Below are 24,479 nucleotides of genomic sequence, written 5' to 3' on the forward strand. Positions count from 1 at the left end.
AGGGCTTAGCCGGGTTGATCCCACGACCGCGGCAACCACAACGCAGGCCCCGTCACAGGCCACGACAGCCGGCAGAGCGAACCCACGGCAGAGCGAACCCCCGACAACGTGAACCCACAACGAAGCCCACCACAGAGATCTGCGGTGGGCTCAGTCGTGGGTCCAGAAGAAGGCGCCGGGCTCAGTCCAGTGTCGCGTCGTCCAGGGGGGTCGCGTCGGCGCCTGCGTTGCGGAGCTCGTCGCGCACCACGGTGTACGCCAGGCCCTGCGGGTAGCCCTTGCGGGCGAGCGTGCCGAGCAGCCGGCGGGTCGCGGTCTGCTCGTCCAGCGTCGTCATCGAGCGGAGCCGCTTGCGCACCAGCTCACGCGCCCGCTGCTCCTCCGACTCGCGGTCGATCTCGCCCGCAGCCTGGGCGGCCACCTCCGCGTCGACGCCCTTGCGCTTCAGCTCGGCGACCAGCGCGGTGCGCGCCAGGCCCTGGTAGGCGTGGCGCGACCGCACCCACTGCTCGGCGAACGCGGCGTCGTCGATCAGGCCGGCGTCGTCCAGCTTGCCGAGCAGCTGCTCGCGGATCTCGTCGTCGAAACCCTTGCGCCGCAACGCCTGCCGCAGCTCGTCCTTGGTGCGGGCGCGGATGGCCAGGAGGTCGAAACAGACCTCCTTGGCCTTCTTCCACGCCTCGTCCCGGGACAGCTCCTTCGGGTCGAACCTGGGCATCGATCAGAAGTCGACCGGGGCGGGCTCGGCCGCCTCGGCGTCGACCTGCGGCCCGATGCCGAGCTTCTCCTTGATGCGCTTCTCGATCTCGTTGGCGATGTCCGGGTTGTCGCGCAGGAACTTCCGCGCGTTCTCCTTGCCCTGGCCGAGCTGGTCGCCCTCGTACGTGTACCAGGCGCCGGACTTGCGCAGGATGCCCTGGTCGACACCCATGTCGATCAGCGAGCCCTCGCGGGACACGCCGACGCCGTACAGGATGTCGAACTCGGCCTGCTTGAACGGCGGCGCGACCTTGTTCTTCACGACCTTCACCCGGGTGCGGTTGCCGACCGCCTCGCCGCTGTCCTTGAGCGTCTCGATGCGGCGCACGTCGAGCCGGACGGAGGCGTAGAACTTCAGCGCCTTGCCACCGGTGGTGGTCTCCGGCGAGCCGAACATGACGCCGACCTTCTCGCGCAGCTGGTTGATGAAGATCGCGGTGGTGCCGGAGTTGGACAGCGCACCGGTGATCTTCCGCAGCGCCTGGCTCATCAGCCGGGCCTGCAGACCGACGTGCGAGTCACCCATCTCGCCCTCGATCTCGGCGCGCGGCACGAGCGCGGCCACCGAGTCGATGACCAGGATGTCCAGCGCGCCGGAGCGGATCAGCATGTCCGCGATCTCCAGCGCCTGCTCACCGGTGTCCGGCTGGGACACCAGCAGCGCGTCGGTGTCCACCCCGAGCGCCTTGGCGTACTCCGGGTCGAGCGCGTGCTCGGCGTCGATGAACGCGGCGATCCCGCCCGCCTTCTGGGCGTTGGCGACCGCGTGCAGGGCGACCGTCGTCTTACCGGAGGACTCCGGGCCGTAGATCTCGATGACGCGGCCGCGCGGCAGGCCGCCGATGCCGAGTGCGATGTCGAGGGCGATGGCGCCGGTCGGGATCACGCCGATGGGCGGGCGGGTCTCCTCGCCCAGCCGCATGACGGAGCCCTTGCCGTACTGCTTGTCGATCTGGGCCAGGGCGAGCTCGAGCGCCTTGTCCTTGTCGGGTGCTGCTGGCATGGAAATCCACCTCGTCGTCAGAGCCTGTGGGGCTGGTGTTCGAGTTTGTTTTCGCTGTGGCCCGAGACTACGGGCGGGGTCCGACAATTCCGGGCGCCGAGACGAGGCTGTGGATCGTTGACCCCGATGTGGACAACACAATAGCCGAACACGTGTTCGAGGCAAGAGTGACACACCCGAGGGCGCGGATTTTCCGGGAAACGGTCACCGGCGCTCCGGCGGCACGTCGAACTCCGCGCACACCGCCCGCCAGATCTCCTTCGCCGGGGTCCCCTCGGCCAGCGCCTGCTCGACGGTGCGGCCGCCGAGGCCGCTGAAGACGTGGTCCTTCGCCAGGATCTCCGCCCGGCCGGGCCCGAACTCGTCGGCCATCAGCTGGCGGAACACGGTGATGCGCATCGAACCCAGGGTAGCGACCGGCGCGCCGGGTACGGTGTCCGCATGACCTCCGCGCAGGCGATGCCGTCCTGGGGCCCCACCGCGATGGCCGTGGCCTCGGTGGCCGTCCTGGTCGCCGCCATCGTCGTGGCGCTGCGGGCGCTGTGGAACATGCGCAACCGGAAGTAGCTACTCCCCGGGCTGCACGTGCTGCTCGAAGTAGGTGGCCAGGTCGCCGGCCGACAGCGGCGCCTGCCCGGTGCCCGCCTTCTGGTAGACGATCCCGGCCAGCGGCCGGTCGGCGACCGTGAACACCAGCACCGCCGAACTCCGCGCGGACGCCGACGAGTAGCTGCCGTCCAGGCCGTTGCCCTTCCACGCGGCCCGCACCTGGTTGCCGCCGACCGCGCCGAGCAGCCGGTCGGTGTACTCCTTCACCTTCGCCGCGGACACCCCGTGCAGGTAGGTGACCTGCGCCCCGGCCAGCGCGGGCGCCGAACAGGTGGTCAGCACGCCGATGTTCTCGTCCTCCGGCGGGGCGATGTCCCCGGTGCCGGCGCCCGGCGCGCACTGGCCGTCGGCGATCGTGCCGGCCAGCTGGCGCAGGCAGCCGGTGAAGCCGGACGGGTCAACGGCGCCGGGCTGCTGGCACTCGGCCGCGCTGAACGTCGTCGCCGACGAGCTGGACGACGGCCAGAACAGGTAGGTGGCGACCGCGGCCAGCAGCACCACGACGACCGCGGCGACGCCGGTGACCAGCTTCTTCCGGTCCTTCTTCGGCGGCGCGGCCGGGGGCAGGCTCGGGAAGTTCGACGGCGCGGGCCGGTACCCGGCCCGCGGGTACGGCGACGCGCCAGGGTAGCCGCCCGGCGGGGTGCCCGGGACGGTCGCGACCGGGGGCGGCGGGAACCCCGGAGGCGTCCCGGTGGCGGCGACCTGCCCTTCGACGTTCTGCGTGCGCATGCTGATGCCGTCGCGGGCCACGTGGTGCGCGCCCAGTGCGACCGCGGTCTCCGGCTGGTCCAGGCTGGTGGGCACGATGCCGAGCTTCTCCGCGATCATCGACCCGACCAGCGGCAGCCTGCTCGACCCGCCGACCAGGTAGATGCCGGCCAGCCGGTCCGGGGACAGCCCGGCCGCGGCGACCGTGCGGCCCAGCAGCTCGACACTGCGCAGCAGCGCCGGCCGCACCAGCGCCTCCAGCTCGCCGCGCGTCACCAGGACGTCGGTGAACGGCTCGGGCATCGGCACCTCGGTCTGCGGCAGCCGGGACAGCGCCTCCTTGGCGGCCTTGACGTCCTCCTGCAGCGCGCGCCGGGTGCGCCGGTCCGCGGTCGACTCCGGGCGCAGCAGCCGCTGCCAGCGCTGCGGGTCCGAGTGCGAGACCTCGCGGCCGACGTGCACCATCAGCGCCTGGTCGACGTCGAGCCCGCCGAGGTCGGGCAGGCCGTCCTCGGCCAGCACGGTGAACCCGTTCTGGGTGGCGCCGACGACCGCGACGTCGAAGGTGCCCGCGCCCAGGTCGTACACCGCGAGCGCCTGGCCGGGCGCGGGCGCGCGGCCGGGGAAGGACGCGAAGTGCGCGGCCGCGGCGACCGGCTCGGGCACGAGCAGCAGCGGGCCGGTCAGGCCGGCCAGCCGGGCCGCGGACAGCAGCACGTTGCGCCGGGTCGGGCCCCACTGAGCCGGGTGGGTGAGGCGGACCTCGTCGGGCAGGTCGCCGCCGAGCTGGCGGGTGGTCTCGTCGAGCACGCGGCGCAGCACCGCGGCCAGCGCCTCGTTGACCGGCACGACGTCCTGGCCGAGCAGCAGCGTCTGCTCGTCGACGCGACGCTTGGGGTTGGGCTCGAAGCGGGTCGGGTCGAGGCGGGCCCGGCGCTCGGCGTCGCGGCCGACCACGAGCGTGCCGCCCTCCTCGGCGAACACCGCCGAGGGCATGGTGGCCGAGCCGTCCACCTCGACCACGCGCGGTGGCCGCCCGTGCGCGGACAGCACCGCCACGGTGTTGGACGTACCGAGATCCACCGACAGGATGCGCACAGCTCTTCCCCTCACGATCCACCCAGGCCAGGACGTGATGCTGCCACGCTGCCCGGGACCGCGCGTGCGGCACCCGCGAGAAATTGTCGTACCCCCCGGTCATCATGGATTCGTGACCGACGTGCTCGACCTGTTCTCGCCCGCCACCCGCGACTGGTTCGCGGGTGCCTTCGCCGCGCCCACCGAGGCGCAGGCGGGGGCGTGGCGCGCCGCGCAAGCGGGTGAGCACGCGCTGGTCGTGGCTCCGACCGGCTCGGGCAAGACGCTGGCGGCGTTCCTGTGGGCGCTGGACCGGCTGGCGGCCGGGCCACCGGCCGCGGACGCACAGCGCCGGTGCCGGGTGCTCTACGTCTCGCCGTTGAAGGCGCTGGCGGTCGACGTGCAGCGCAACCTGCGGGCGCCGCTGGCGGGCATCCGGCAGGCCAGCCACCGGCTCGGGCAGACGCCGCCGGAGATCACGGTGGGCATGCGCACCGGCGACACGTCCGCCGCCGAGCGCCGCACGTTCCTCAAGACCCCGCCGGACATCCTGGTCACCACGCCGGAGTCGCTGTTCCTCATCCTCACCTCGTCGGCGCGCGAGTCGTTGCGCGGCGTCGAGACGGTGATCCTGGACGAGGTGCACGCGGTGGCCGGTGGCAAGCGTGGCGCGCACCTGGCGCTGTCGCTGGAGCGGCTGGACGCGCTGCTGCCGAAGCCGGCGCAGCGCATCGGGCTGTCCGCGACCGTGCGCCCGATCGACGAGGTCGGCTCGTTCCTCACCGGCGGCCGCCCGGTGCGGGTGGTGCAGCCGAAGACGGCGAAGACCATCGAGGTGCGGGTCGAGGTCCCGGTCGAGGACATGGCGAACCTGGACGCGCCCGCGCCGAGCCCGCTGGAGCGGCTGGACGCGATGCTCCCCGACGACGGCCCGCCGGACGAGCCGGCCGCGGTGCGCAGGCCGTCGATCTGGCCGTCGGTGGAGCAGCGGGTGCTGGAGCTGATCCGGCAGCACCGGTCGACCATCGTGTTCGCGAACTCGCGGCGGCTGGCCGAGCGGATGACGGCGCGGCTCAACGAACTGGCCGCCGAGCAGACGGAACTCGCTGCCGACCAGCGGTTCCCCGCCGAGGCGATCGGCGAGTCCGGGCTCACCACGGGCGCGGCGGCGACGGTCGCGAAGGCCCACCACGGCTCGATGTCGCGCGAGCAGCGCACCCGGGTCGAGGAGGAGCTGAAGTCCGGGCTGCTGCCGTGCGTGGTCGCCACGTCGTCGCTGGAGCTGGGCATCGACATGGGCGCGGTCGACCTGGTGGTGCAGATCGAGGCGCCGCCGACGGTCGCGTCCGGGCTGCAGCGCGTCGGCCGCGCCGGGCACCACGTCGGCGCGGTGTCCACCGGCGTGATGTTCCCGAAGTTCCGGGGCGACCTGGTGTCCTGCGCGGTGGTGTCGGAGCGGATGACGGCAGGCGCGATCGAGGCGGTGCGCTACCCGCGCAACCCGCTCGACGTGCTGGCGCAGCACATCGTGTCGATGGTGGCGCTGGAGCCGTGGTCGGTCGAGGACCTCGCGGCGACGGTGCGACGGGCCGCGCCGTTCACCGCGCTGCCGGACGACGCGTTGCTGGCGGTGCTGGACATGCTGGCCGGGCGCTACCCGAGCGAGGAGTTCGGCGAGCTGCGCCCGCGCATCACGTGGGACAGGGTGTCTGGTGAGCTGCGCGGGCGGCCGGGGTCGCAGCGGCTCGCGGTCACCTCCGGCGGCACGATCCCCGACCGCGGGCTGTTCACCGTGATGACGCCGGGCAGCGACGGCAGCCCCGGCTCGCGGGTCGGCGAACTCGACGAGGAGATGGTCTACGAGTCGCGGGTGGGCGACACGATCCTGCTGGGCACGTCGTCGTGGCGGATCACCGACATCACGCACGACCGGGTCATCGTGGTGCCCGCGCCGGGTGAGCCGGCGCGGATGCCGTTCTGGAAGGGCGACGCGCCGGGGCGGCCGCTCGAACTCGGCAGGGCGCTGGGCGCGTTCGTCCGTGAACTGTCCAGTTCGGACGACGAGAAGGCACGTGAGCGGGCGCGTCAGGCGGGCCTGGACGAGCTGGCGTGCGACAACCTGCTGACCTACCTGACCGAGCAGAAAGCGGCGACGCGGCACGTGCCCAACGACCGCACGATCCTGCTCGAACGCTTCCGCGACGACCTGGGCGACTGGCGGGTGGTGGTGCATTCGCCGTTCGGCGCGCAGGTCAACGCGCCGTGGGCGCTGGCGATCGCGGCGCGGCTGCGCGAGCAGCGCGGGGTGGACGCCCAGGTGATGCACTCCGACGACGGCATCGTGCTGCGCCTGCCGGAAGCGCTGGACAGCGACGGCGCCGAGGTCACGATCGGCACCGACGACGTGCTGGTCGACCCGGAGGAGGTCGAGCAGATCATCGTCGCCGAGGTCGGCAGTTCGGCCCTGTTCGCCGCGCGGTTCCGGGAGTGCGCGGCGCGGTCGTTGCTGCTGCCCCGCCGGGATCCGCGGCGGCGCACTCCGTTGTGGCAGCAGCGCCAGCGGGCTTCGCAACTGCTGTCGGTGGCCGCGAAGTACGAGCGGTTCCCAGTCGTGCTGGAGGCGATGCGCGAATGCCTGCAGGACGTCTACGACGTGGACGGCCTGCGTGAGCTGATGGCGGACGTGCGGGCGCGGCGCGTGAAGGTCGCCGAGGTGGAGACGCCGTCGCCGTCGCCGTTCGCGCGCAGCCTGATGTTCGGCTACGTCGGGATGTTCCTGTACGAGACGGACGCGCCGCTGGCCGAGCGGCGGGCGGCCGCGCTGTCGCTGGACTCGACGCTGCTGGCCGAACTGCTGGGCACCGAGGCGATCCGGGAGCTGCTCGACGCCGAGGTGGTCGACGAGGTCGAGCGGTCGTTGCAGCGGCTGGAGCCGGACCGGCACGCGCGCAACGCGGAGGAGACCGCGGACCTGTTGCGGTTCCTCGGCGATCTGTCCGATGAGGAGGCCGCGGCGCGCGGCGTCCGGCGGGAGTGGCTGGACGAGCTGGTCGCGCAGCGACGGGTGATCCGGGTGCGCATCGCGGGCGCGGACCGCAACCTGTCGATCGAGGACGCGGGCCGGGTGCGGGACGCGCTGGGGGTGGCGCTGCCGATCGGGGTGCCGGAGGCGTTCACCGAACCGGTGGCAGATCCGCTCGGCGACCTGCTGGCCCGGTACGCGCGGTCCCGCGGGCCGTTCTCGGCGCACCAGGCCGCGGAGCGGTTCGGGCTCGGGCCCGCAGTGGTGACAGGTGTGCTCGACCGGCTCACCGCCGAAGGCCGCCTGGTGCGCGGCGAGCTGCGGCCGGTCGGGCATCCGGAAACCCACGGCGCGGGCACCGAGTACTGCGACGCGGCGGTGCTGCGGCGGTTGCGGCGGGCGTCGCTGGCGCGGCTGCGGGCCGAGGTCGAGCCCGTGGAACCCGCGGCGCTGGGCCGGTTCCTGCCGTCGTGGCACGGAATCGGGGCGCGGATGCGCGCCGCGCCGAGCGTCGACGACGTACTGTCTGTGGTCGAGCAGCTGGCGGGGGCGCCGCTGCCGGCGAGCGCCCTGGAGTCGCTGATCCTGCCGAGCCGCCTGCCCGGGTACTACCCGGCGCTGATGGACGAGCTGATGACCGCGGGCGAGGTCGTGTGGTGCGGCGCCGGGGCGCTGGCCGGCGGCGACGGGTGGGTGTCGCTGGCGCCCGCCGACGTGGCCGACCTGCTGCTGCCCGAGGCCGACGAGGAGCCGCCCACCAGCCCGCTGCACGAGGCGATCCTCGCCGCGCTCGACGGCGGCGCGTTGTTCTTCCGCCAGCTCGTCGACCGGGTGACGCCGTTGCTGGACAGCGCGCCCAACGACGCCGACGTGGTGGGCGCGCTGTGGGACCTGGTGTGGGCGGGCAGGGTCACCGGCGACACGCTGGCCCCGCTGCGGGCGCTGGTGTCGGGCAAGGGCGCGGCGCACAAACCCCGTCAGGCGACGCCACGCAGCCGGTACGGGCGGATGCGCGCGGGGCGGCCGGCGATGCCCTCGCGCACCGGGCCGCCGACGGTGGCCGGCCGGTGGGCGCTCACGCCGATCCGCGAGTCCGACCCGACGCGGCGCACGCACGCGCGGACGGAGGCGTTCCTGGAGCGGCACGGGGTGCTGACGCGGGGCGCGCTGGAGACCGAGCGGGTCACCGGCGGGTTCTCCGGGATCTACAAGGTGCTGCGGGCGATGGAGGACTCGGGCCAGGTGATCCGCGGCTACGTCGTGGAGGGCCTGGGCGCGGCGCAGTTCGCCGCGCGCGGCGCGGTCGACCGGCTGCGGGCGCTGTCCGATCCGAGCGGCACCCGGCGGCCGGACGCGATGACCGACGCCGTCGTGCTGGCGGCGACGGACCCGGCCCAGCCGTACGGCGCGGCGCTGTCGTGGCCTGCGGCGCTGGGCGACACCAAGCACCGTCCGGCGCGCAAGGCAGGCGCGCTGGTGGTGCTGGTCAACGGCGTGCCCGCGCTGTACGTCGAACGGGGCGGCCGGTCGCTGCTGTCGTTCACCGAGGACGAGCCGACGCTGAAGGCGGCCGCGCACGCCCTGTCCCGCGCCGTGCGCGAGGGCTGGCTGGGGCAGCTGGCGGTCCAACGGGCGGACGGCGAGCAGGCCCTGACGTCCGCGCTGGCCGACGTCCTCCGGGACGCCGGGTTCCGTGCCACACCGAAGGGACTCCGGCTGCGAGCCTGAGATCACGCCACCCTCCGTTGGCTCACTCCGGGCGAGCACGATTTACTTTTCGTGACCCGAACGAGTGAGAGGACAACCCTGATGGCGTTGCGGGAGCTGCGGTACTTCGGCGACCCGGTGCTCAAGACGGTCTGCGATCCCGTGACCAAGTTCGACAAGACGCTCGAGCAGCTGGTGACCGACCTGCTGGACAGCGTGCGGCCGGACGGGCGCGCGGGGCTGGCGGCGCCGCAGATCGGGGTGAGCCTGCGGGTGTTCAGCTACGAGGTGGACAACCTGCTCGGGTACGTGATCAACCCGGAGATCGTCGAGCTGTCCGAGGAGACGCACGAGATCAACGAGGGCTGCCTGTCCGTGCCGGAGCTGTGGTTCCCGACCCGCCGCGCGAAGCGGGCGGTGGTGCGCGGCGTCGACCTGCGGAACGAGCCGGTCACCGTGGAGGGCGAGGATGTGCTGGCGCAGTGCCTCCAGCACGAGACCGACCACCTCGACGGCATGCTCTACCTCGACCGGCTGGAGAAGGACCGGAAGCGGCAGGCGCTCAAGCAGGCGCGCGACAAGGACTGGTTCTGGAACCGCTGACCTGGAGCTGGTGACCCGGAGCTGATGACACGACCTCGCGCAGAGGCGGCCGCGATCCGTGGTGGGCATCCCCAGGGAGCGCGAGGGCCGCGGCAAGCGCGGCACCGGGCCCCGCTGGAAGGCAACCTCGGGCGACCCCGCGCGTTGCGGGAAGGCAATCGCATGGCCGCGGAGCTAGAGCTGACTCAGCCCATGGGCGCCCGCGGCTTCCGCGCGGAGGCCGCCACCGACGCGGCGGCTACAGCTCACTCAGCACGCGAGCACCCGCGGCCTCCAGATCGATCCGCAACAGCCCCTCCTCCTCCGGCGGCTCCGGCGCCAACCCTGCCCGCAGCGCCGTCCGGTAGATGCCGTCCCGCCCGGGCAGTGACACCGCCACCAGCCTGCGGCAGCCGCGCGCCGCGGCGATCTCCGACAGGCGTCCCATCAGCGCCGTGCCCACGCCGTTGCCCTGCCAGCCGTCCTCGACGAGCAGCGACACCTCGGCGATCTCGCCCGTCGGGCCGGGGATGAGCTGCCCGACGCCGATCACCTCACGCCCGCACACCGCGAGCAGGCTCATCCCGCGCGGCGGCACCAGCAGGCGGTGCAGCCAGCGGCGCGGCATGGTGCGCATCCCCGTGTGGTAGCGCGCGAAGAGCGTGGTCATCGAACACCGCGCGTGCATCGCGGACACCGCCTCGGCGTCGGCCGGCTTGCCTTCGCGCAGCACGACCGCCGCGCCGTCGGCGCTGGTCAGGGCCAGCGGACTGGACACGTTGCGCCGCGCGCCGTCCAGCAGTGCCAGCAGTGCCTCCGCGCGGGTCAGTTCCAGCTGCACGAACGGGGCCCACCGCCGCCGGGCCACCAGCGCGGTCTCCCCGTCCACGGCGAACACCACCCGGTGGCCGCCCTCGACGCGCGCCGGGTTGGCCTCGGCCAGCGGCACGACGGTGACGAGGTCCGCGGTCAGCACCTCACGCAGCACCTCGGCCCGGCGCGACGGGTCGTCGACCGCCCGCGCGGCCGCGGTGAGCGTCGCGGCGGAGGCGTCCACCAGCTCGCGCACGTCGGCGTCGGTGATGCACGAGCATTCGCACCCCTCAGCCTGGATCGCCGCGACCAGCTGCTCCTTGGTGAGCCCGGTCGCGGGCCGGATCACCACCTCGTCGAGCACCCCGCCCGGCACCGGGAGCACGTTCAGCCCCAGGATGTTGCACTCCAGGTCGGCCATCCGGATCGCGATGCGCGCCAGCATGCCGGGGTGGTCGTCCATCCGGATGCGGACCCGCCAGACGACCGACGAGACCTCGTCCTCGACGACCACCTGCGGCACCGCTCTTCGCGTGCTAATCAACATCCCATAACGATCGCGGACGGTTGTTGCCGACCGTGGACGCGTGTGTTTCACCCGTGTCAGGCTCCGGCCGCCGCCGCAACGCCGCCGAAACACTCAGCGCGGCGAGAGCACGCAGAACTCGTTGCCCTCCGGGTCCGCCAGAACCTCCCACGTGACGTCGCCCTGACCGATGTCGATGCGCCGCGCGCCGAGCCCGCACAGCCGGTCCGCCTCGGCCGCGGTGTCGCCGTCCGCGAACGGCGCGGCGTCCAGGTGCAGCCGGTTCTTGCCTGCCTTCACCTCGTCGCTGCGCAGGAACTCCAGCCACGGCCCGCGCCCGGTCGGCGCGCGCAGCCCGACGATCACCGGCTCCTGGTTGCCGATCCGCCACCCCGCGGCCTCGGCCCAGAAACCGGCCAGTGCCAAGGGATCGCGGGCGTCCACGACGACCGCCGCGATGGCCTCGGTCGTGGTGTAGCCGGGCCGCGGTTCGAGCACGCAGAACTCGTTGCCCTCCGGGTCCGCCAGGACCTCCCAGGGGACCGCGCCCTGGCCGATGTCGCGCTTGCGTGCGCCGAGGGCCAGGGCCCGGTCCACCTTCGCCGCCTGGTCCGCGGGTGACGTGCTGGCGAGGTCGAGGTGCACCCGGTTCTTCACGGCCGGATCCTTGACCTCCGGCACCGTGCCGAAGACCAGCAGGAGGCCGTCGTCCCCGGGCGCCTCGACGTCGATCTCCTCGTCGTCGGCGGAGGTGATCGTCCAGCCGAGCAGCTGTGCCCAGAACTCCGCCAGCTCCCGGGGCCGGTTCGCGTCGATCACGACGCTGTCCAGTCGTGTCGCCATGCCCGGGACGATATCCAGCAACGCTTCCCCGCGTCCTGGAATTTCACCTCGTCGCCAGGCGCAGCAGCGCCCAGAACTGCCCGATCGAATCGTCGCTTCGCTCCCAGGTGACCGACCCGTGCCCGAGCCTGCCCCACAGCCACTGGTAGACCGCCATCGGCGGACCGTTGACCAGTCCGTTCGCCCGGTCGGTGTCGGCGGCCGAACAGCGCCAGGCGACCGTCTCACCGGGCCCCGCGCGGGCGATCCAGTCGTGGCCGCCGGTGCGGATGCCGACCGACCCGGTGAACGTGCCGGACAGCCCGATCATCGGCAGCCGCTGCCCGAACCACAGCGCCAGGATCTCGTCGATGCCGTCGATCGCCACGTCCTCGTCGACCTCGGTGACGATCCGGTTCGCGGCGTTCTGGACGTCGATCCGGTGCACCGTCGTCTCGTGCGCCATGCGGCGGCACCAGAACCCGTAGGTGCGGTCGGCGGGCCACCAGCCGGCCGCGTACTCGGCGGGGTCGTGCGAGGCCAGCTCGCGGTGCAGGGCCGCGAACCCCTCCCGCAGGTACTCCTCGCCGCTCTGACCCTCCGCCGGGTCCCGCTGCCAGCCCGCGGGCCGCCTGCCCTCGGTCATCCAGCCCGTGGCGACGCGGTAGACACCGCCGACGTGCCGGACCACCTCGCCGATCGTGAGACCGGGTGTGGTGGGCACCGGCGTGTCCGGCGCCGCCTCCCGCGCCGTCGCGGTGAGCCGTTCGACCTCGGCGCCCAGCACGTCCAGCAGGCGGCCGTGGCCGACGAGTGCTTGCCCGGTCATCGCCTTCGGGACGCCTTCCCCAGGGTCGGCGGCACGTCGCACTGCCGCACCCGGCTCGGCGCGGTCACGGGCGTACGCCCGTGCACGAGGTCGCGGGCCAGCTCGACGAACAGCGCGGACTGGCGCAGCAGGTCGTCGGCCCGTTCGGGGGTGATCCGGCGGGTGTTGCCCGCCTGGGCGGCGGCGCGGGCCGCCGAATGCGCGGCGAAGTACGCCGTCCAGTCGGTCAGCTCGGGCGCCGCCGCCTCGAGCAACACCCAGACGCTGGCCGGGCGGGACCGGCCGCGGTGCGGGCGGCCGCTCGCGGCGAGCACCGCGGCGCCCGCGCGGAGCGCGGCCAGGTACGCCGCGATGAACCTGGGCGCCGGCTGGGCGGCGTGCCGGGCCTCGGCGAGGCCCCGCCGGGCGTCGGCGAGCAGGGCCGTGGCGGCGGGTGCCGCCGGAGGACGGACCGGTAGCGGCAGCGCCGGCTGCCTCTCCTCGGCGTGGGATGCGACGGCAATGGACATTGCCCCTCCCTCGGAACAACGTGCTGGTGGCGGCCCCCGGTGCCGAAACGCTTCCCCCGCTCCGGCACCGGGTGGCCTGACCGGCGAGCGCTCACCGGATGTCGAACTCTTGTTCGAGCGAGTTCCAGCGTAGCTTCGAACACCTGTTCGTTCAAGTCCTCGAATGACGTGGTGTGCCGCACTCGATCGCGTTCGATCACACGATCGGGCCAGAACGGAAATTCCGCGGAACTCGCGCCGGGGGCCCGGCGACCTGCACGACGTCACGCCGGGCCGGTCCGCCGGCCAGCCCACCTGCCCGGTGTCACAACCCTCCGGAAAACCGGCATGCGGAAGACTGCGGGCCGCGGGAACTTCACCGCGGCCCCGGACGACCTGGACCAGGGGCCTCCCCACACCCGACTCCCCAGGAAGGTGCACCCATGCTCGTCCGGCGTCTGTCCGTCGCGCTCGCTCTGGCCGGCACGGTGCTGCTGGCCTCCGCGCCCGCCGCATCGGCCCACACCACGCTGCAGAGCAGCGACCCGGCCGAAGGCGCGGCGCTGTCGGCCGCGCCGCAGCAGGTGAGCCTCAAGTTCGGCGGCGCGTTCACGCTGCCCGCCGACCCGATCCGGATCACCGGACCGGACGGCGCGCAGTGGTCGGTCGGCCCGGCGACGGTGACCGAGCGGACCGTCACCGCGCCGGTCCAGCCGTCCGGCCCAGCCGGGGCCTACGTGCTCACCTGGTCGATCGTCGCGGCCGATGGTGACCCGGTCACCGGCCGGATCAACTTCTCGCTCACGGCGCCCGCCTCGACACCGTCGCCGAGTGCGGTCACGCACTCGTTCATCGCCACGGAGACCCCGGCCGCCCCGCAGGCGGCCGGAACGTCGGACGACGGCGGCTTCCCGGCCTGGGCGTGGATCGTCATCGCCGTGGTCGTGGTCGCCGCCGTCGTCGCGGTCATCGTCCGGGGGCGGCGTTCATCGAGCTGAGGGCGGTGTCGATGACCTCCCGGCTGTCCACCAGCAGCGCCTGCGCCGCGGTGCGTCCCGTCGCGGCCAGGTACGCGTCGACCAGCCGGTTGCCCACGGCGTAACCGGCGCCGGTGGGCAGTCCGACCGGGGTGGTGCCGTACCGGATCGCGTGCGCGTCGCCGTGCACCCACGCGGTGAAGTTCTGCATGCCGGAAACCTCCAGGCCGGAGACGACCTTGTCGAACACCGCGTCGTCGTGCAGGTGCGGCACGCCGACACGGGCGTAGCCGAGCTCGTCGCCGTACAGCTGGCGCGCGAACGCGTCCGCCAGCCCCTCGGACACCACCTGCTCCCCCACCGTGACCGTCGCCGGGTCCCAGACCACACCGCCGCTGGAGTAGCGGAGGTTGTGGTTCAGCTCGTGGACCGCCGTCGCCTCCAGCCGCGCCAGGTTCTCCGGGAACGGCCAGAAGTTGAGGAACAGGTAGCCGGACACGCTGCCGTTGGCCGCCATGCCCAGACTCGTGCCCATGAAGTGCTCGTCAGCGGGGTCGCCGAGGACGATCAGGACGGTCATGTCAGGCACCGCGAGCTCCGGGGTCGCCTCCAGCTGCACGGCGAGGGCGTCCCGCAGCGCGCGCTCGATCCGGCCCCACGCGTCCGCGTCGTGCAACGCCTCCAGCGCCTCCAGGCACCGGTCCTCGTCGCGGTCGAGCGGGAAACCCGAGCCCATGCGGTGCATCGCGACGAGGTCGACCTCGCCGGGGAAGTATCGGTACATGCCGGCGGCGGGCCGCAGCATTTCCTCGAGCAGCGTGGCCCGCTCCTCCCGCGGGGCGCGCAGGATCCGCCGCATGGCGGGGTAGGTGTCCAGAACCGTGATCGTCATGAGCCCGACGTTAAAGTCTCCAGCTACGGGAGACTCAACCCGTTTAGAGCATCGGCACGAGCATCACAGTCATTCCGGCGCCCATGACGGCCCGCGCGGCGCCGGAGCCGCGGCCGACCGGCCCGCCCCGCACCGCACGCCAGCCGGACAGTGCGACGTCGGCGGCGAAGTACACGACCAGACCGGCCATCACGGCGGGCAGCAGGAACCCTGCGGACGCGCTGGAGTGGCCGCCGTGGTCACCGCTCGCCGCCGGCGCGCCACCCATGGCGCTGACCATCGCCAGCATCGCCACCGCGCCCAGCAGGTGGTGCGTCGCCGCGGAGCGCCACCGCGGCAGCCCGGGGGCGGCGCGGAACAGCGTGGCCGCGAACCAGGCGGCCATCGCCACGAACACTGCGTTCCGGGCGATCGCCGGGACGGAGTTGCCCCACGGCACGAACATCAGCGCCATCGCCACGGCCATCACCGAGTGCGCGAGCGCGGATTCGCGGTCGCCGGTCACCCCGTCGCAGCACGCCGCCCAGGAGCGGGTCGCGGGGGCGAGGACCTGGATCAGGGAGAAGATCGCGAGCACCGTGAACAGGCCGGCCAGCGACCAGCCGAGCCATGCCGGGGACGAGAACATGCGGGCCACCTTTCGCGCGGATCGGATCACGATATCGTTGGCGGACAAGGAAAAACACGCTCGCCGGGCGGGGGTGAAAAGTCCCACGGCCGGGAACTCCCTGGCCGTTCCGGACGACTCGGCGGGGATACGCGTCGCCACCGGTCCCGGCCCGTGATCTCATATCCGTATGAGCAGCCTGGACCATCCGGCGGTGGCGAAGGTCGCTGCCGCGCTCGCCGAGGCCGGCCGTCACGACGCCGCTGCCGGCATCCGCATCCTGCCGGCCGAAGTGCGTACGGCCGCGCAGGCCGCCGAGGCCCTCGGGGTCGAGACCGGCGCGATCGCCAACAGCCTCGTCTTCCGCGCGGTGTTCGCCGACCGCACCGTCCCGCTGCTGTCGCTGACCTCGGGCGCCCACCGGGCCAACACGGACACGCTCGCCGCACTGGTCGGCGCCGAGTCGGTCGAGAAGGCCGACCCGGCGTTCGTGCGGGAGCACACCGGGCAGGCCATCGGCGGTGTCGCCCCGGTCGGGCACCCGGCCCCGGTGCTCACCCTCGTCGACACCGCGCTGCAGGCGTACGACACCGTGTGGGCGGCGGCCGGGCACGCCAAGTCGGTCTTCCCGACCACCTTCGCCGACCTCGTCGCCGTCACCGGCGGACAGCCCGCGGACGTCGCGTCATGACCACGTCCCTGGACTACACGCAGCTGTCCGCCGACGACTTCCGCACTCGCCTGCGGGAAGCGCTCGCCATCTACGTCGAGGCGATGCGCTACCCGCCGGGCACGGCCGAGCAGCGCGCCCCGATGTGGCTCACGCACGCGCTACGCGAGGGCTGGCGCTGCATCGCCGCGTTCGACGCCGAGGGCACGATGCTAGGCATCGCCTACGGCTACCGGGGCGCGCCCGGCCAGTGGTGGCACGAGCAGGTGCGGCGCGGGCTGACCTCCGCGGGCGGCGAGCAGCTCGCCCAGCAGTGGCTGGCCGACTACTTCGAGCTGACCGAGATCCACGTCCGACCGGCGAGCCAGGCCCGCGGGATCGGCGAGGACCTGCTGCGCCGCCTGCTCGACGGCGTGGACAGCAGGCACGTCCTGCTATCCACGCCGGAGGGGCCGAGCCGGGCGTGGAAGCTGTACCGGCGCCTGGGTTTCGTCGACGCGCTGCGCGACTACCACTTCGCCGGTGATCCACGCCCGTTCGCCATCCTCGGCCGCACCCTGCCGCTGGCGCCTCAGGACCGCAGGTAGCCCACCAGCAGTCCGGCGCCCAGCAGCGCGGCGCCGCACCAGCCCTGGACGCCGAGGTCCTCGTGCAGGACGACGGCGGACAGGATCGCCGCGGTGAGGGGTTCCAGCAGGGTCGCGAGCGCCGCGACGACGGGCCGCGCGGTGCCGAGAACGCGGAAGTACAGCACGTACCCCAGCCCGGTCGGCACGACGCCGAAGTACAGCGCGACCGCGAGGACGTCCAGCCGCAGCGGGAGCGCCATGCCGAGGACCAGGCCGGCGGGCAGCAGCAGCAACCCGCCGGTGAGCAGCCCGAACGCGGTGGTGCGCTGGTAGTCCAGGCCTTCGACGGGACGGCGCAGCGCCAGCGTCAGCACGCTGAAACCCGCGCCGGCGGTCAGTGCGAACGCCACGCCGCCGAGCAGCCGCCAGCCGCCGTGGCCGGGGGTGGCGGACAGCAGGGCCAGCCCGGCCAGCCCGAGTGCGACCGAAACGAGGGTCAGCGGGCCGGGCAGGTGGCGGGCGCGGATCGCCGTGGCAGCGGTGACGAAGACCGGCACGCTGCCGATCGTGACCATCGTCGCGGTGCCGACCGAGGTCAGCGTGACCGCGGCGAAGTACGCCGCCTGGAACGAGCCGAGGAGCCCGCCGGCCAGCGCGATCCGGCGGACCACCGGCTTGGTCCAGACCATCCCGCGCAGGCCGCGAGAGAGCCACAGGAACACCACGAGCGCGCCGCCGCCGAGCAGCAACCGGTACGTGGCAACGGAAATCGCGGAGAGACCACCGCGGGTGGCGAGCAGCGACCCGGACAGGCCGCCGGTGCCCCACAGCACCCCGGCGACGAGCAGGGTCAACGACGATCGGGCGCGCGCGGGCGCCTCGACGGAAACGGACATGGAAATTCGCTCCAGCGTCTTGTGTGGACAGTGCCGTGGACGCGGGGCGATGCGGCATCACGCGAACACGTGATGCCTTGTGGCGCCGCACAAATGCGGCGAGAAGCGACCGCCCCGCTAGGCCGGGGGCGGTGGGGTGACGAGGAAGACCCGGTGCATCACGATGTCCTTCAGTCGAGTTCGGCGAGCTGTTCGCGGAGGGTGTCGAGGCCCATGCCGCCGAGACGGAGGGCCTTGGTGTGGAAGTCCTTGAGGTCGAACGCGTCGCCCTGGCGCTTGCGCGCGTCCTCACGCGCCTCGATCCACAAGCGCTCCCCCAGCTTGTACGCCGGGGCCTGGCCGGGCCAGCCGAGGTAGCGGTTGATCTCGTCGCGCACGAGCGGCTCGTCGGTGATGGTGCGGGTCAGCATGAACTCCAGGCCGAGGTCGGGCGTCCACCGCTCGCCTTCGTGGAACCCGGTGCCGGACGGGATCTCCAGCTCCAGGTGCATGCCGAAGTCGACGATCACCCGCGCGGCGCGGAACAGCTGCTCGGACAGCATGCCGAGCAGGTCGCCGTCGTCGGCGAGGTAGCCGAGGTCCTGCATCAGCCGCTCGGCGTAGAGCGCCCAGCCCTCGCCGTGCCCGGACGTGAACGCCAGGAGCCGCTGGAACCGGTTGAGCGACTGCTCGTGCACGGCGGTGGCGATCTGCAGGTGGTGACCCGGCACGCCCTCGTGATAGACGGTGCTGACCTCGCGCCAGGTGGTGAACTCGTCGCGGCCCGGCGGCAGCGACCACCACATGGTGCCGGGACGGGTGAAGTCCTCGTTCGGGCCCGTGTAGTACGCGCCTGCGCCGCCGCCGGGCGGGGCGATGCGGCAGTCCAAGGCCATCAGCGGATCCGGGATGTCGAAGTGCTTGCCGCGCAGGTCGGCGAGCGCGGTGTCGGACAGTTCCTGCATCCACCGCTGGAACGCGTCCCGGCCTTGCACCTGGTAGCGCGGGTCAGCGTCCAGCGCGGCGGCCGCGTGGGCGAGGGTCCCACCCGGCGCGATGCGCTCGGCGACGGCCTTCATCTCGGCTTCCAGCCGCAGGAACTCGGCCCAGCCCCACTCGTAGGACTCGCGCGGGTCGAGCTTCGCGCCGATGAAGTAACGCGACCAGAGCCGGTAGGCGTCCTCTCCGACGGCGTCCTTCGCGCGGGCCTTCGGCGCCAGCTCGGCGCGCAGGAACCCGGCGAGCTCGGCGTAGGCCTCCTGGGCGGCGCGGGCTCCGCGGTCGAGGTCCGCGCGCGGCGCACCCTCGGGCGCGCCGGCGATCATGTTCTGGAAGAAGCCGGTCTCCCCGGACAGCCCGGCCCACGTCTCGGCCTGCTCGGCGACCTTGGTGACCTGGCGCAGCGCGGGCGCGTTACCGGCCTCGACGGCGGCCAGCAGGGACGCACGGATGCCGTCGACGGCGTCCGGAACCTTCGCCAGGCGCTTGGCGATGGTCGCCCACTGCTCGGGCGTGTCGGTGGGCATGAGGTCGAACACCATGCGCAGGTCCTGCACCGGGCTCGCGATGACGTTCAGCGACGCGACGTCCAGGCCGGCGTCGTGGATCTCCAGGTCCAGCCCGATCCGCTCGGTGAACACGGCCTTGGCGGCGCGCTCCCCCGCGTCGGCCGCCTCGGCGGCGGTGACCGCCTCCAACGCGCGCCGTTCCAGCGCGGCACGGGCGGCGTAGCCCTCCGGCGAGTAGTCGGTGAGCTGGTCGTCGTAGCCCGGGATGCCCATCTCGGTCGCCGCGACGGGGTGCGCGGCGGCGAAGTCCTCGACGAACTGGTCACAGATCTGGTGCACGCCCATGGATGCAACCTACCGAATCCGGCAACCGGATTTACGCGCGCGCGGGCACCAGACCGAGCCGGTGGACGACCTCGCGGGTCGCCTTGGACCGGTTGAAGGTGTAGAAGTGCAGGTCCGGCACGCCTTCGGCGATGAGCCGTTCGCACAGCTCGGTGACCACGTCCAGGCCCTCGGCGCGGAACGCCTTCGGGTCGTCGGCCAGCGGTTCGAGCCGGTCCAGCAGCCGCTGCGGCGCGGGCGCGCCGGACAGCCGGATCGTGGTGTGCAGGGTGCGCGGCGTGGTCAGCGGCATCACGCCGGGGATGACCAGCGCGTCGCAGCCCGCGGCGGCGACCCGGTCGCGCAGCCGCAGGAAGTCCTCGGCCTCGAAGAACAGCTGGGCGATGCCGAAGTCGGCGCCCGCGCGGAACTTGCGCACCAGGTACTTCGTGTCGGTGTCCAGGTCGAGCGAGCGCGGGTGGCCGTAGGGGAACGCGGAGACGCCGACGCAGAAGTCGCCCAGCGAGCGGACGAGCGCGACCAGCTCCTCGGCGTAGCTCAGGCCCTGCGGGTGCGGCACCCACTCGCCGTACGGGTCGCCCGGCGGGTCGCCGCGCAGCGCGAGGATGTTGCGCACGCCGACCGCGGCGTACCAGCCGATGACGTTGCGCAACTCGGCGACGGAGTGGTCCACCGCGGTCAGGTGCGCCATCGGCACCAGCGTGGTCTCGGTCGCCACCCGCGCGATGCTGCGGATGGTGCCGTCCCGGCTCGACCCGCCCGCGCCGTAGGTGATCGACATATAGGCGGGGTCCAGCGGCTCCAGCTCGCGGATCGACCGCCACAGCACGGCCTCGTCGGCCGCGTCGCGGGGCGGGAAGAACTCAATGGAGAACGCCGGGGACTCCCCTCGCAGGCGCTCGATCACCGACGTCATGCGGGCAATGGTAACCGGTGTCCGAAAGGTGGGAAATGAGGTCCGCCACCTGAGAACGGCTAACGCACCGCGGCCGCAGCGGGTTGGTCCGCATCGGCCTTGGCGCCCCACCGCCTGGCCAGCACCGCGCAGATCATGAGCTGGGCCTGGTGGAACAGCATCAGCGGCAGCACGATCAGGGCGACCGTCTGCGCCGGGAACAGGACCGCGGCCATCGGCAGTCCGCTGGCGAGGCTCTTCTTCGACCCGGCGAAGATGATCGCCACGCGGTCCGCGCGGCCGAAGCCCAGCTTCGGCGTGACCAGTTTGAGGGTCCAGAACACGACGTAGAACAACGCGAGGTTGACGACCACCAGCCCGCCGAGCGCGAGCGGGGTCAGCTGGTGCCAGATGCCGGCCACGACGCCCTCGCTGAACGCCGCGTAGACGACCATCAGGATCACGGTGCGGTCGGCGCGGCCGAGGACCTTCTTGTGACGCGTGAGGAACCCGCCGATCCAGCGGCGCGCGACCTGCCCGGCGATGAACGGCACGAGCAGTTGCAACACGATCGAGGTGACCGCGTCCAGCGAGAAGCCGTTGCCGGTGCTGTGCAGCAGCAGGCCGACCAGCAGCGGCGTGATGACGATGCCCAGCAGGCTGGAGAACGACGCGGCGCAGATGGCGGCGGCCACGTTGCCCTTGGCGATCGAGGTGAACGCGATCGAGGAGTTGACCGTCGAGGGCAGCGTGCACAGGAAGATCACGCCGGCGGCCAGCGCGGGGGTCAGCACGGACGGCACGAGCAGCTTCGTGGTCAGGCCGAGCAGCGGGAACAGCACGAACGTCGTGGCCAGGATCACCAGGTGCAGCCGCCAGTGCTTGAAGCCGGCCACGGCCTCGGCGGTAGACAGGCGCGCGCCGTAGAGGAAGAACAGCGCACCGACGCCGATCGAGGTGACCCAGGACGCGATCTCCGCGCCCTGGCCGCGCGCCGGCACCAGGCAGGCGATCCCGACCGCGGCGAGGATGCCGACGACGAACGGGTCGATGCGGAGCTTGGCGAGGAGCGCGGCGGGACTTTTCACGCTCCCGATGGTCCGCCGTACTGGGGCGATTGTGAAGTATGATGAAGGGCATAACTGCTATCGCGATTCGTTCTGGATGCCGGCGTGCTCGATCCCGTGTGGCTGCGGACGTTCCTGACGGTGGCCGAGACCCGCAGCTTCACGCGCGCCGGGCAGCGGCTCGGGCTGCGGCAGTCGACGGTGAGCCAGCACGTGCGCAAGCTCGAAGAGGCGACCTCGCAGCAACTCCTGCTGCGTGACACGCACTCGGTGTCGCTGACGCCGGACGGCGAGGCGATGATCGGGTTCGCCGGGACGATCCTGGAGGACATCGAGCGGGCGCTGGCCTACTTCGCCGGGCCGGAGTTGCGCGGCCGGGTGCGGTTCGGCGCGTCGGAGGACTTCGTGGCCGGGCCGCTGCCGGAGATCCTGCGCGAGTTCCGGCGGCTGCACCCGCTGGTCGACCTCGAGCTGACCGTGGATCTGTCCGGTGTGCTGCATGAAAAGCTGCGCGTGGGCGAGCTGGACCTGGTGCTGGGCAAGCGGCGCGCGAGCGACGAGGCGGGAAGTCCGTTGTGGACGGACGCGCTGGTGTGGGTGGGGCGCGAGGGGTTCGAGCTGGAGCCGGGCGCACCGGTGCCGCTGATCGCCTACCCGCCGCCGAGCATCACCCGCGCCAGGGCACTGGAGTCGTTGCAGGACAACGGAAAGCCGTGGCGGATCGTCTGCACGAGCGGCAGCCTGAACGGCCTGCGCGCGGCGGCGCTCGCCGGCCTCGGCGTCGTGGTTTTCGCGCGGAGCCTGATCCCGGCCGGGCTGGTGGAACTCCCGGCCGGCCACGGGCTGCCCGATCCTGGCGAGGTGCAGTTCCTGCTGACCACCCGGTCGGCCACGCCACGCGGCCCCACGGCGGCGCTGTCGGAAGCGATCCGCGCGGAGGCGAGCCGGCTGCACGGTTAGGCCCGGACTTCCGGAACCGCCGCTACCCGGCCGGTTCGATGCGCACCCCTCCCGCTGCGCCCGGCGCTGTCCCCAGTCGTGCAGGATCTGCAGGGCCGGGGCCAGCTCCGCGCCCTCCGCGGACACGCGGTAGGCGACGGACCGGATCGCGCCGTCCTGCACGGACCTCTCCACCAGCCCGGCCGCCTCCAGCTCCCGCAACCGCGTCGTCAGCACCTTCTCGCTGATGCCCGGCATCCGCCTGCGCAGCTCGCCGTACCGGTGGTCGCGCTCCTTCAAGTACGCCAGCACCACCACGGCCCACTTGCCGGCGATGACGTCGACGGCGAGTTCGACCGGGCAGTAGTAGCGCGTGCGGGTCGTGTTCACGCACCACAAAGTACGTACTTGCCGGGCCACGGCACAGGTGCTCGACTTGACCGGTGCTCACCGAATACATCCGCTACCGGATTCCCGCCGGGCAGGGCGCGGAATTCGAGGACGCCTACCGGCGCGCCTCCGTGCACCTGGCCGCCGCTCCCGAGTGCCACGACTTCGAGATGACCCGCTGCGTGGACGAACCGGAATGCTACGTCGTCCGGCTCACCTGGACCTCCGCCGACGCGCACCTGACCGATTTCCGGAAGGGCCCGCACTTCCCGCCCTTCTTCGCCGAGGTCCGCGGCTTCGTCGACGCCATCGAAGAAATGCGCCACTACGAACCCCTCGACATCGGCAGTCCCCTGCCGAGCCTGTACGAGTGGGCAGGCGGCGCCGGGGCGTTCGAGAAGCTGTTCACCGCCTTCTACCAGAAAGTGCCCGCGGACAAGCTGCTCGCGCCGCTGTTCGCCGGCATGGACGCCGAGCACGCGAAGCACGTCGCGCAGTGGGTCGGCGAGGTGTTCGGCGGCCCGAAGGACTACAGCACGCACCGCGGCGGTCACCGCCACATGGTGTCGAAGCACCTCGGCAAGGCGATCACCGAAGAGCAGCGCCGCCGCTGGATCGGCCTCCTGCTGGAGACCGCGGACGAGGTGGGCCTGCCGTCGGACCCGGAGTTCCGGTCGGCGTTCGTCGCCTACCTGGAGTGGGGCACGCGGCTGGCGGTGTTCTTCTCCCGTCCCGGCGCGCGCCCAGCCGTCGACGAGCCGATGCCGGTCTGGGGCTGGGGTTCGGTGCGTCCCTGGCAGGGCTAGGGCACGCCGGCCAGCCTCAGCAGCGCCGTGACCGCCGCCGCGGCGACGACCACCACCAGGAACGGCGCCTTCCGCCACGCGAGCACACCGCCGACGGCGACGCCGATCGGGCGGGCGAACCCGGCGAAGCCGTGGCCCTCCGCGAGCGCGCCCGTCGCCACGACAGCGACCAGCAGGACCGTCGCCGAGACCGCCATCAGGTTCTGCACCCTGACCGGGAGCTGGATCCTCGACTGCAGCACCGGCCCGGCGAACCGGAACGCGAAGGTGCCCGCGGCGAGCACCGCGATCGCGATCAGCAGGGTCATCGCCGCACCACCAGCACCAGCACCCCGGCCAGCGCGAGCAGCACCGGCAGTCCCGCGGGCAGGAACGGGGTGGCCGCGAGCGCGACCACCCCGCCGGCCACCGCCGCGTGGCGGGTGTCGCGGTCCTTCAGCGACGGCAGCACCAGCGCGAGCAGCACAGCGGGGAAGGCGGCGTCCAGCCCGAACGCGTCGGTGTCGCCGATGACCGTGCCCGCGAAGGCGCCCGCGAGCACGCCCACGTTCCAGCAGACGAAGATGCCGATCCCGCAAGCCCAGTAGGCGGCGCGACGGCGTGCGGCGTCCTCCTGCGCCAGCGCGAACGCCACGTTCTCGTCGGTCATCAGGTGGCTGCCCAGGATGCGCCCGCGGCGGCCGAGGACGTCGCTGACCGCCATGCCGAACGGCAGGTGCCTGCTGTTGACCAGCAGCCCGGCGACGGCCGCCGCGAACGGGCTGCCGCCCGCCGCCACCAGCCCGACGAACAGGAACTGTGCCGCGCCGGCGAACACCACCAGCGACATCACCACCGGCAGCCAGGCGCCGAAGCCGGACCCGGTGCTGATGGCGCCGTAGGAGATGCCGACGACCCCGTCGGCCAGCGCCACCAGGGCGACGTCACGCAGCAGGCGACGGTCGAGTGTTCGGTATATCGTACGCATCACCTTACATACTGAACACCGACA

Annotated in this window: 24 protein-coding genes and 1 pseudogene; 8 read left to right on the top strand and 17 right to left on the bottom strand. The window is 72.7% G+C overall.

The genetic code is table 11. The features are described from left to right. Nucleotides 1–181: 181 nt before the first annotated feature. From AMETH_RS25195 to AMETH_RS25205, 3 genes are all read right to left on the bottom strand, one after another. Nucleotides 182–718, bottom strand: coding sequence for a regulatory protein RecX (locus AMETH_RS25195; protein ID WP_017983955.1), 537 nt, complete (start codon nucleotides 716–718; stop codon nucleotides 182–184). 3 nt (nucleotides 719–721) lie between these two features. Further along, nucleotides 722–1,762, bottom strand: coding sequence for a recombinase RecA (gene recA / locus AMETH_RS25200; protein ID WP_017983956.1), 1,041 nt, complete (start codon nucleotides 1,760–1,762; stop codon nucleotides 722–724). 204 nt (nucleotides 1,763–1,966) lie between these two features. Further along, nucleotides 1,967–2,161, bottom strand: coding sequence for a DUF3046 domain-containing protein (locus tag AMETH_RS25205; protein WP_017983957.1), 195 nt, complete (start codon nucleotides 2,159–2,161; stop codon nucleotides 1,967–1,969). A 42-nt stretch (nucleotides 2,162–2,203) separates the two neighbouring features. On the opposite strand from AMETH_RS25205, the gene AMETH_RS41700 reads away from it, so the two are divergent. Continuing rightward, nucleotides 2,204–2,329, top strand: a complete 126-nt coding sequence (locus AMETH_RS41700; protein WP_017983958.1) for a hypothetical protein — start codon at nucleotides 2,204–2,206, stop codon at nucleotides 2,327–2,329. On the opposite strand, the gene AMETH_RS25210 is transcribed toward AMETH_RS41700, so the two are convergent. Next, a complete protein-coding gene (locus AMETH_RS25210; protein WP_017983959.1) occupies nucleotides 2,330–4,180 on the bottom strand; it encodes an Hsp70 family protein in 1,851 nt (616 codons plus the stop codon). Between the two features lie 112 nt (nucleotides 4,181–4,292). Between AMETH_RS25210 and AMETH_RS25215 the strand changes: the two genes are divergently transcribed. Together AMETH_RS25215 and def are read left to right on the top strand one after the other, a co-directional pair. Beyond that, nucleotides 4,293–8,909 (top strand): ATP-dependent helicase, encoded by a 4,617-nt coding sequence (locus AMETH_RS25215; RefSeq protein WP_017983960.1) that lies wholly within the window; start codon nucleotides 4,293–4,295, stop codon nucleotides 8,907–8,909. 81 nt (nucleotides 8,910–8,990) lie between these two features. Beyond that, nucleotides 8,991–9,491 (top strand): peptide deformylase, encoded by a 501-nt coding sequence (def, locus tag AMETH_RS25220; protein WP_017983961.1) that lies wholly within the window; start codon nucleotides 8,991–8,993, stop codon nucleotides 9,489–9,491. A 238-nt stretch (nucleotides 9,492–9,729) separates the two neighbouring features. Here def and AMETH_RS25225 read toward each other — a convergent pair whose 3' ends face one another. From AMETH_RS25225 to AMETH_RS25240, 4 genes are all read right to left on the bottom strand, one after another. Next, nucleotides 9,730–10,806 (bottom strand): GNAT family N-acetyltransferase, encoded by a 1,077-nt coding sequence (locus AMETH_RS25225; RefSeq protein ID WP_017983962.1) that lies wholly within the window; start codon nucleotides 10,804–10,806, stop codon nucleotides 9,730–9,732. Between the two features lie 117 nt (nucleotides 10,807–10,923). After that, nucleotides 10,924–11,652 carry a VOC family protein gene (locus AMETH_RS25230; RefSeq protein ID WP_017983963.1) on the bottom strand — a complete coding sequence of 243 codons (729 nt, stop codon included), beginning with the start codon at nucleotides 11,650–11,652 and terminating at the stop codon, nucleotides 10,924–10,926. A gap of 43 nt (nucleotides 11,653–11,695) precedes the next feature. Continuing rightward, nucleotides 11,696–12,460 carry a maleylpyruvate isomerase family mycothiol-dependent enzyme gene (locus tag AMETH_RS25235; protein WP_017983964.1) on the bottom strand — a complete coding sequence of 255 codons (765 nt, stop codon included), beginning with the start codon at nucleotides 12,458–12,460 and terminating at the stop codon, nucleotides 11,696–11,698. Beyond that, the gene (locus tag AMETH_RS25240) at nucleotides 12,457–12,969 is read right to left on the bottom strand and encodes an SAV_6107 family HEPN domain-containing protein (protein WP_026153349.1); all 513 of its coding nucleotides are present in this window, start codon (nucleotides 12,967–12,969) and stop codon (nucleotides 12,457–12,459) included. Before AMETH_RS25240 ends, AMETH_RS25235 begins: the two co-directional genes overlap by 4 nt. A 422-nt stretch (nucleotides 12,970–13,391) precedes the next feature. Between AMETH_RS25240 and AMETH_RS25245 the strand changes: the two genes are divergently transcribed. Then, nucleotides 13,392–13,946 carry a copper resistance CopC family protein gene (locus AMETH_RS25245; protein WP_017983965.1) on the top strand — a complete coding sequence of 185 codons (555 nt, stop codon included), beginning with the start codon at nucleotides 13,392–13,394 and terminating at the stop codon, nucleotides 13,944–13,946. Here the strand turns inward: AMETH_RS25245 and AMETH_RS25250 are convergent. Both AMETH_RS25250 and AMETH_RS25255 read right to left on the bottom strand, forming a co-directional pair. Beyond that, nucleotides 13,915–14,817 (bottom strand): DUF2268 domain-containing putative Zn-dependent protease, encoded by a 903-nt coding sequence (locus AMETH_RS25250; RefSeq protein ID WP_017983966.1) that lies wholly within the window; start codon nucleotides 14,815–14,817, stop codon nucleotides 13,915–13,917. The genes AMETH_RS25245 and AMETH_RS25250 overlap by 32 nt on opposite strands. Before the next feature lie 43 nt (nucleotides 14,818–14,860). Beyond that, the gene (locus AMETH_RS25255) at nucleotides 14,861–15,445 is read right to left on the bottom strand and encodes a DUF5134 domain-containing protein (protein ID WP_017983967.1); all 585 of its coding nucleotides are present in this window, start codon (nucleotides 15,443–15,445) and stop codon (nucleotides 14,861–14,863) included. 169 nt (nucleotides 15,446–15,614) lie between these two features. Between AMETH_RS25255 and AMETH_RS25260 the strand changes: the two genes are divergently transcribed. Both AMETH_RS25260 and AMETH_RS25265 read left to right on the top strand, forming a co-directional pair. Then, a complete protein-coding gene (locus AMETH_RS25260) occupies nucleotides 15,615–16,115 on the top strand; it encodes a YbaK/EbsC family protein (protein ID WP_017983968.1) in 501 nt (166 codons plus the stop codon). Further along, nucleotides 16,112–16,681 (top strand): GNAT family N-acetyltransferase, encoded by a 570-nt coding sequence (locus AMETH_RS25265; RefSeq protein ID WP_017983969.1) that lies wholly within the window; start codon nucleotides 16,112–16,114, stop codon nucleotides 16,679–16,681. The genes AMETH_RS25260 and AMETH_RS25265 overlap by 4 nt, the downstream gene beginning before the upstream one ends. On the opposite strand, the gene AMETH_RS25270 is transcribed toward AMETH_RS25265, so the two are convergent. The 4 genes from AMETH_RS25270 to AMETH_RS25285 form a co-directional block, all read right to left on the bottom strand. After that, nucleotides 16,666–17,559 carry a DMT family transporter gene (locus tag AMETH_RS25270; protein WP_017983970.1) on the bottom strand — a complete coding sequence of 298 codons (894 nt, stop codon included), beginning with the start codon at nucleotides 17,557–17,559 and terminating at the stop codon, nucleotides 16,666–16,668. The two genes, AMETH_RS25265 and AMETH_RS25270, sit on opposite strands and share 16 nt — an antisense overlap. 170 nt (nucleotides 17,560–17,729) lie before the next feature. Beyond that, nucleotides 17,730–19,391, bottom strand: a complete 1,662-nt coding sequence (locus AMETH_RS25275; protein ID WP_017983971.1) for a DUF885 domain-containing protein — start codon at nucleotides 19,389–19,391, stop codon at nucleotides 17,730–17,732. A gap of 31 nt (nucleotides 19,392–19,422) precedes the next feature. After that, nucleotides 19,423–20,307, bottom strand: a complete 885-nt coding sequence (locus tag AMETH_RS25280; RefSeq protein WP_017983972.1) for a methylenetetrahydrofolate reductase — start codon at nucleotides 20,305–20,307, stop codon at nucleotides 19,423–19,425. Between the two features lie 59 nt (nucleotides 20,308–20,366). Beyond that, nucleotides 20,367–21,374: a bile acid:sodium symporter family protein gene (locus AMETH_RS25285; protein ID WP_017983973.1), complete on the bottom strand. Its 1,008-nt coding sequence runs from the start codon at nucleotides 21,372–21,374 to the stop codon at nucleotides 20,367–20,369. Nucleotides 21,375–21,458: 84 nt separating this feature from the next. On the opposite strand from AMETH_RS25285, the gene AMETH_RS25290 reads away from it, so the two are divergent. Further along, a complete protein-coding gene (locus AMETH_RS25290; RefSeq protein WP_017983974.1) occupies nucleotides 21,459–22,313 on the top strand; it encodes a LysR family transcriptional regulator in 855 nt (284 codons plus the stop codon). Between the two features lie 111 nt (nucleotides 22,314–22,424). On the opposite strand, the pseudogene AMETH_RS37310 reads toward AMETH_RS25290, so the two are convergent. Next, nucleotides 22,425–22,592: pseudogene (locus tag AMETH_RS37310) on the bottom strand (winged helix-turn-helix transcriptional regulator); the annotation flags it as partial. A gap of 143 nt (nucleotides 22,593–22,735) precedes the next feature. Here AMETH_RS37310 and AMETH_RS25295 point away from each other — a divergent pair. Further along, entirely contained in the window at nucleotides 22,736–23,488 is a 753-nt protein-coding gene (locus tag AMETH_RS25295; protein WP_017983976.1) for a group II truncated hemoglobin, read from the top strand. On the opposite strand, the gene AMETH_RS25300 is transcribed toward AMETH_RS25295, so the two are convergent. Together AMETH_RS25300 and AMETH_RS25305 are read right to left on the bottom strand one after the other, a co-directional pair. Continuing rightward, nucleotides 23,485–23,796 carry an AzlD domain-containing protein gene (locus AMETH_RS25300; RefSeq protein WP_017983977.1) on the bottom strand — a complete coding sequence of 104 codons (312 nt, stop codon included), beginning with the start codon at nucleotides 23,794–23,796 and terminating at the stop codon, nucleotides 23,485–23,487. The genes AMETH_RS25295 and AMETH_RS25300 overlap by 4 nt on opposite strands. Then, nucleotides 23,793–24,455, bottom strand: coding sequence for an AzlC family ABC transporter permease (locus AMETH_RS25305; protein WP_026153350.1), 663 nt, complete (start codon nucleotides 24,453–24,455; stop codon nucleotides 23,793–23,795). The genes AMETH_RS25300 and AMETH_RS25305 overlap by 4 nt, the downstream gene beginning before the upstream one ends. Nucleotides 24,456–24,479 lie beyond the last annotated feature (24 nt).

It is taken from the genome of Amycolatopsis methanolica 239, assembly GCF_000739085.1.
Classification (GTDB): domain Bacteria; phylum Actinomycetota; class Actinomycetes; order Mycobacteriales; family Pseudonocardiaceae; genus Amycolatopsis_E; species Amycolatopsis_E methanolica.

What these genes read in the sequence shown, in the direction of transcription:
- AMETH_RS41700 (WP_017983958.1), top strand. Translation starts at nt 2,204, where the DNA reads ATGACCTCCGCGCAGGCGATGCCGTCCTGGGGCCCCACCGCGATGGCC.
- AMETH_RS25205 (WP_017983957.1), bottom strand. Translation starts at nt 2,161, where the DNA reads ATGCGCATCACCGTGTTCCGCCAGCTGATGGCCGACGAGTTCGGGCCC.
- AMETH_RS25235 (WP_017983964.1), bottom strand. Translation starts at nt 12,460, where the DNA reads ATGACCGGGCAAGCACTCGTCGGCCACGGCCGCCTGCTGGACGTGCTG.
- AMETH_RS25300 (WP_017983977.1), bottom strand. Translation starts at nt 23,796, where the DNA reads ATGACCCTGCTGATCGCGATCGCGGTGCTCGCCGCGGGCACCTTCGCG.
- AMETH_RS25250 (WP_017983966.1), bottom strand. Translation starts at nt 14,817, where the DNA reads ATGACGATCACGGTTCTGGACACCTACCCCGCCATGCGGCGGATCCTG.
- def (WP_017983961.1), top strand. Translation starts at nt 8,991, where the DNA reads ATGGCGTTGCGGGAGCTGCGGTACTTCGGCGACCCGGTGCTCAAGACG.
- AMETH_RS25280 (WP_017983972.1), bottom strand. Translation starts at nt 20,307, where the DNA reads ATGACGTCGGTGATCGAGCGCCTGCGAGGGGAGTCCCCGGCGTTCTCC.
- AMETH_RS25240 (WP_026153349.1), bottom strand. Translation starts at nt 12,969, where the DNA reads ATGTCCATTGCCGTCGCATCCCACGCCGAGGAGAGGCAGCCGGCGCTG.
- AMETH_RS25265 (WP_017983969.1), top strand. Translation starts at nt 16,112, where the DNA reads ATGACCACGTCCCTGGACTACACGCAGCTGTCCGCCGACGACTTCCGC.
- AMETH_RS25275 (WP_017983971.1), bottom strand. Translation starts at nt 19,391, where the DNA reads ATGGGCGTGCACCAGATCTGTGACCAGTTCGTCGAGGACTTCGCCGCC.
- AMETH_RS25305 (WP_026153350.1), bottom strand. Translation starts at nt 24,455, where the DNA reads ATGCGTACGATATACCGAACACTCGACCGTCGCCTGCTGCGTGACGTC.
- AMETH_RS25195 (WP_017983955.1), bottom strand. Translation starts at nt 718, where the DNA reads ATGCCCAGGTTCGACCCGAAGGAGCTGTCCCGGGACGAGGCGTGGAAG.
- recA (WP_017983956.1), bottom strand. Translation starts at nt 1,762, where the DNA reads ATGCCAGCAGCACCCGACAAGGACAAGGCGCTCGAGCTCGCCCTGGCC.
- AMETH_RS25245 (WP_017983965.1), top strand. Translation starts at nt 13,392, where the DNA reads ATGCTCGTCCGGCGTCTGTCCGTCGCGCTCGCTCTGGCCGGCACGGTG.
- AMETH_RS25230 (WP_017983963.1), bottom strand. Translation starts at nt 11,652, where the DNA reads ATGGCGACACGACTGGACAGCGTCGTGATCGACGCGAACCGGCCCCGG.
- AMETH_RS25260 (WP_017983968.1), top strand. Translation starts at nt 15,615, where the DNA reads ATGAGCAGCCTGGACCATCCGGCGGTGGCGAAGGTCGCTGCCGCGCTC.
- AMETH_RS25255 (WP_017983967.1), bottom strand. Translation starts at nt 15,445, where the DNA reads ATGTTCTCGTCCCCGGCATGGCTCGGCTGGTCGCTGGCCGGCCTGTTC.
- AMETH_RS25270 (WP_017983970.1), bottom strand. Translation starts at nt 17,559, where the DNA reads ATGTCCGTTTCCGTCGAGGCGCCCGCGCGCGCCCGATCGTCGTTGACC.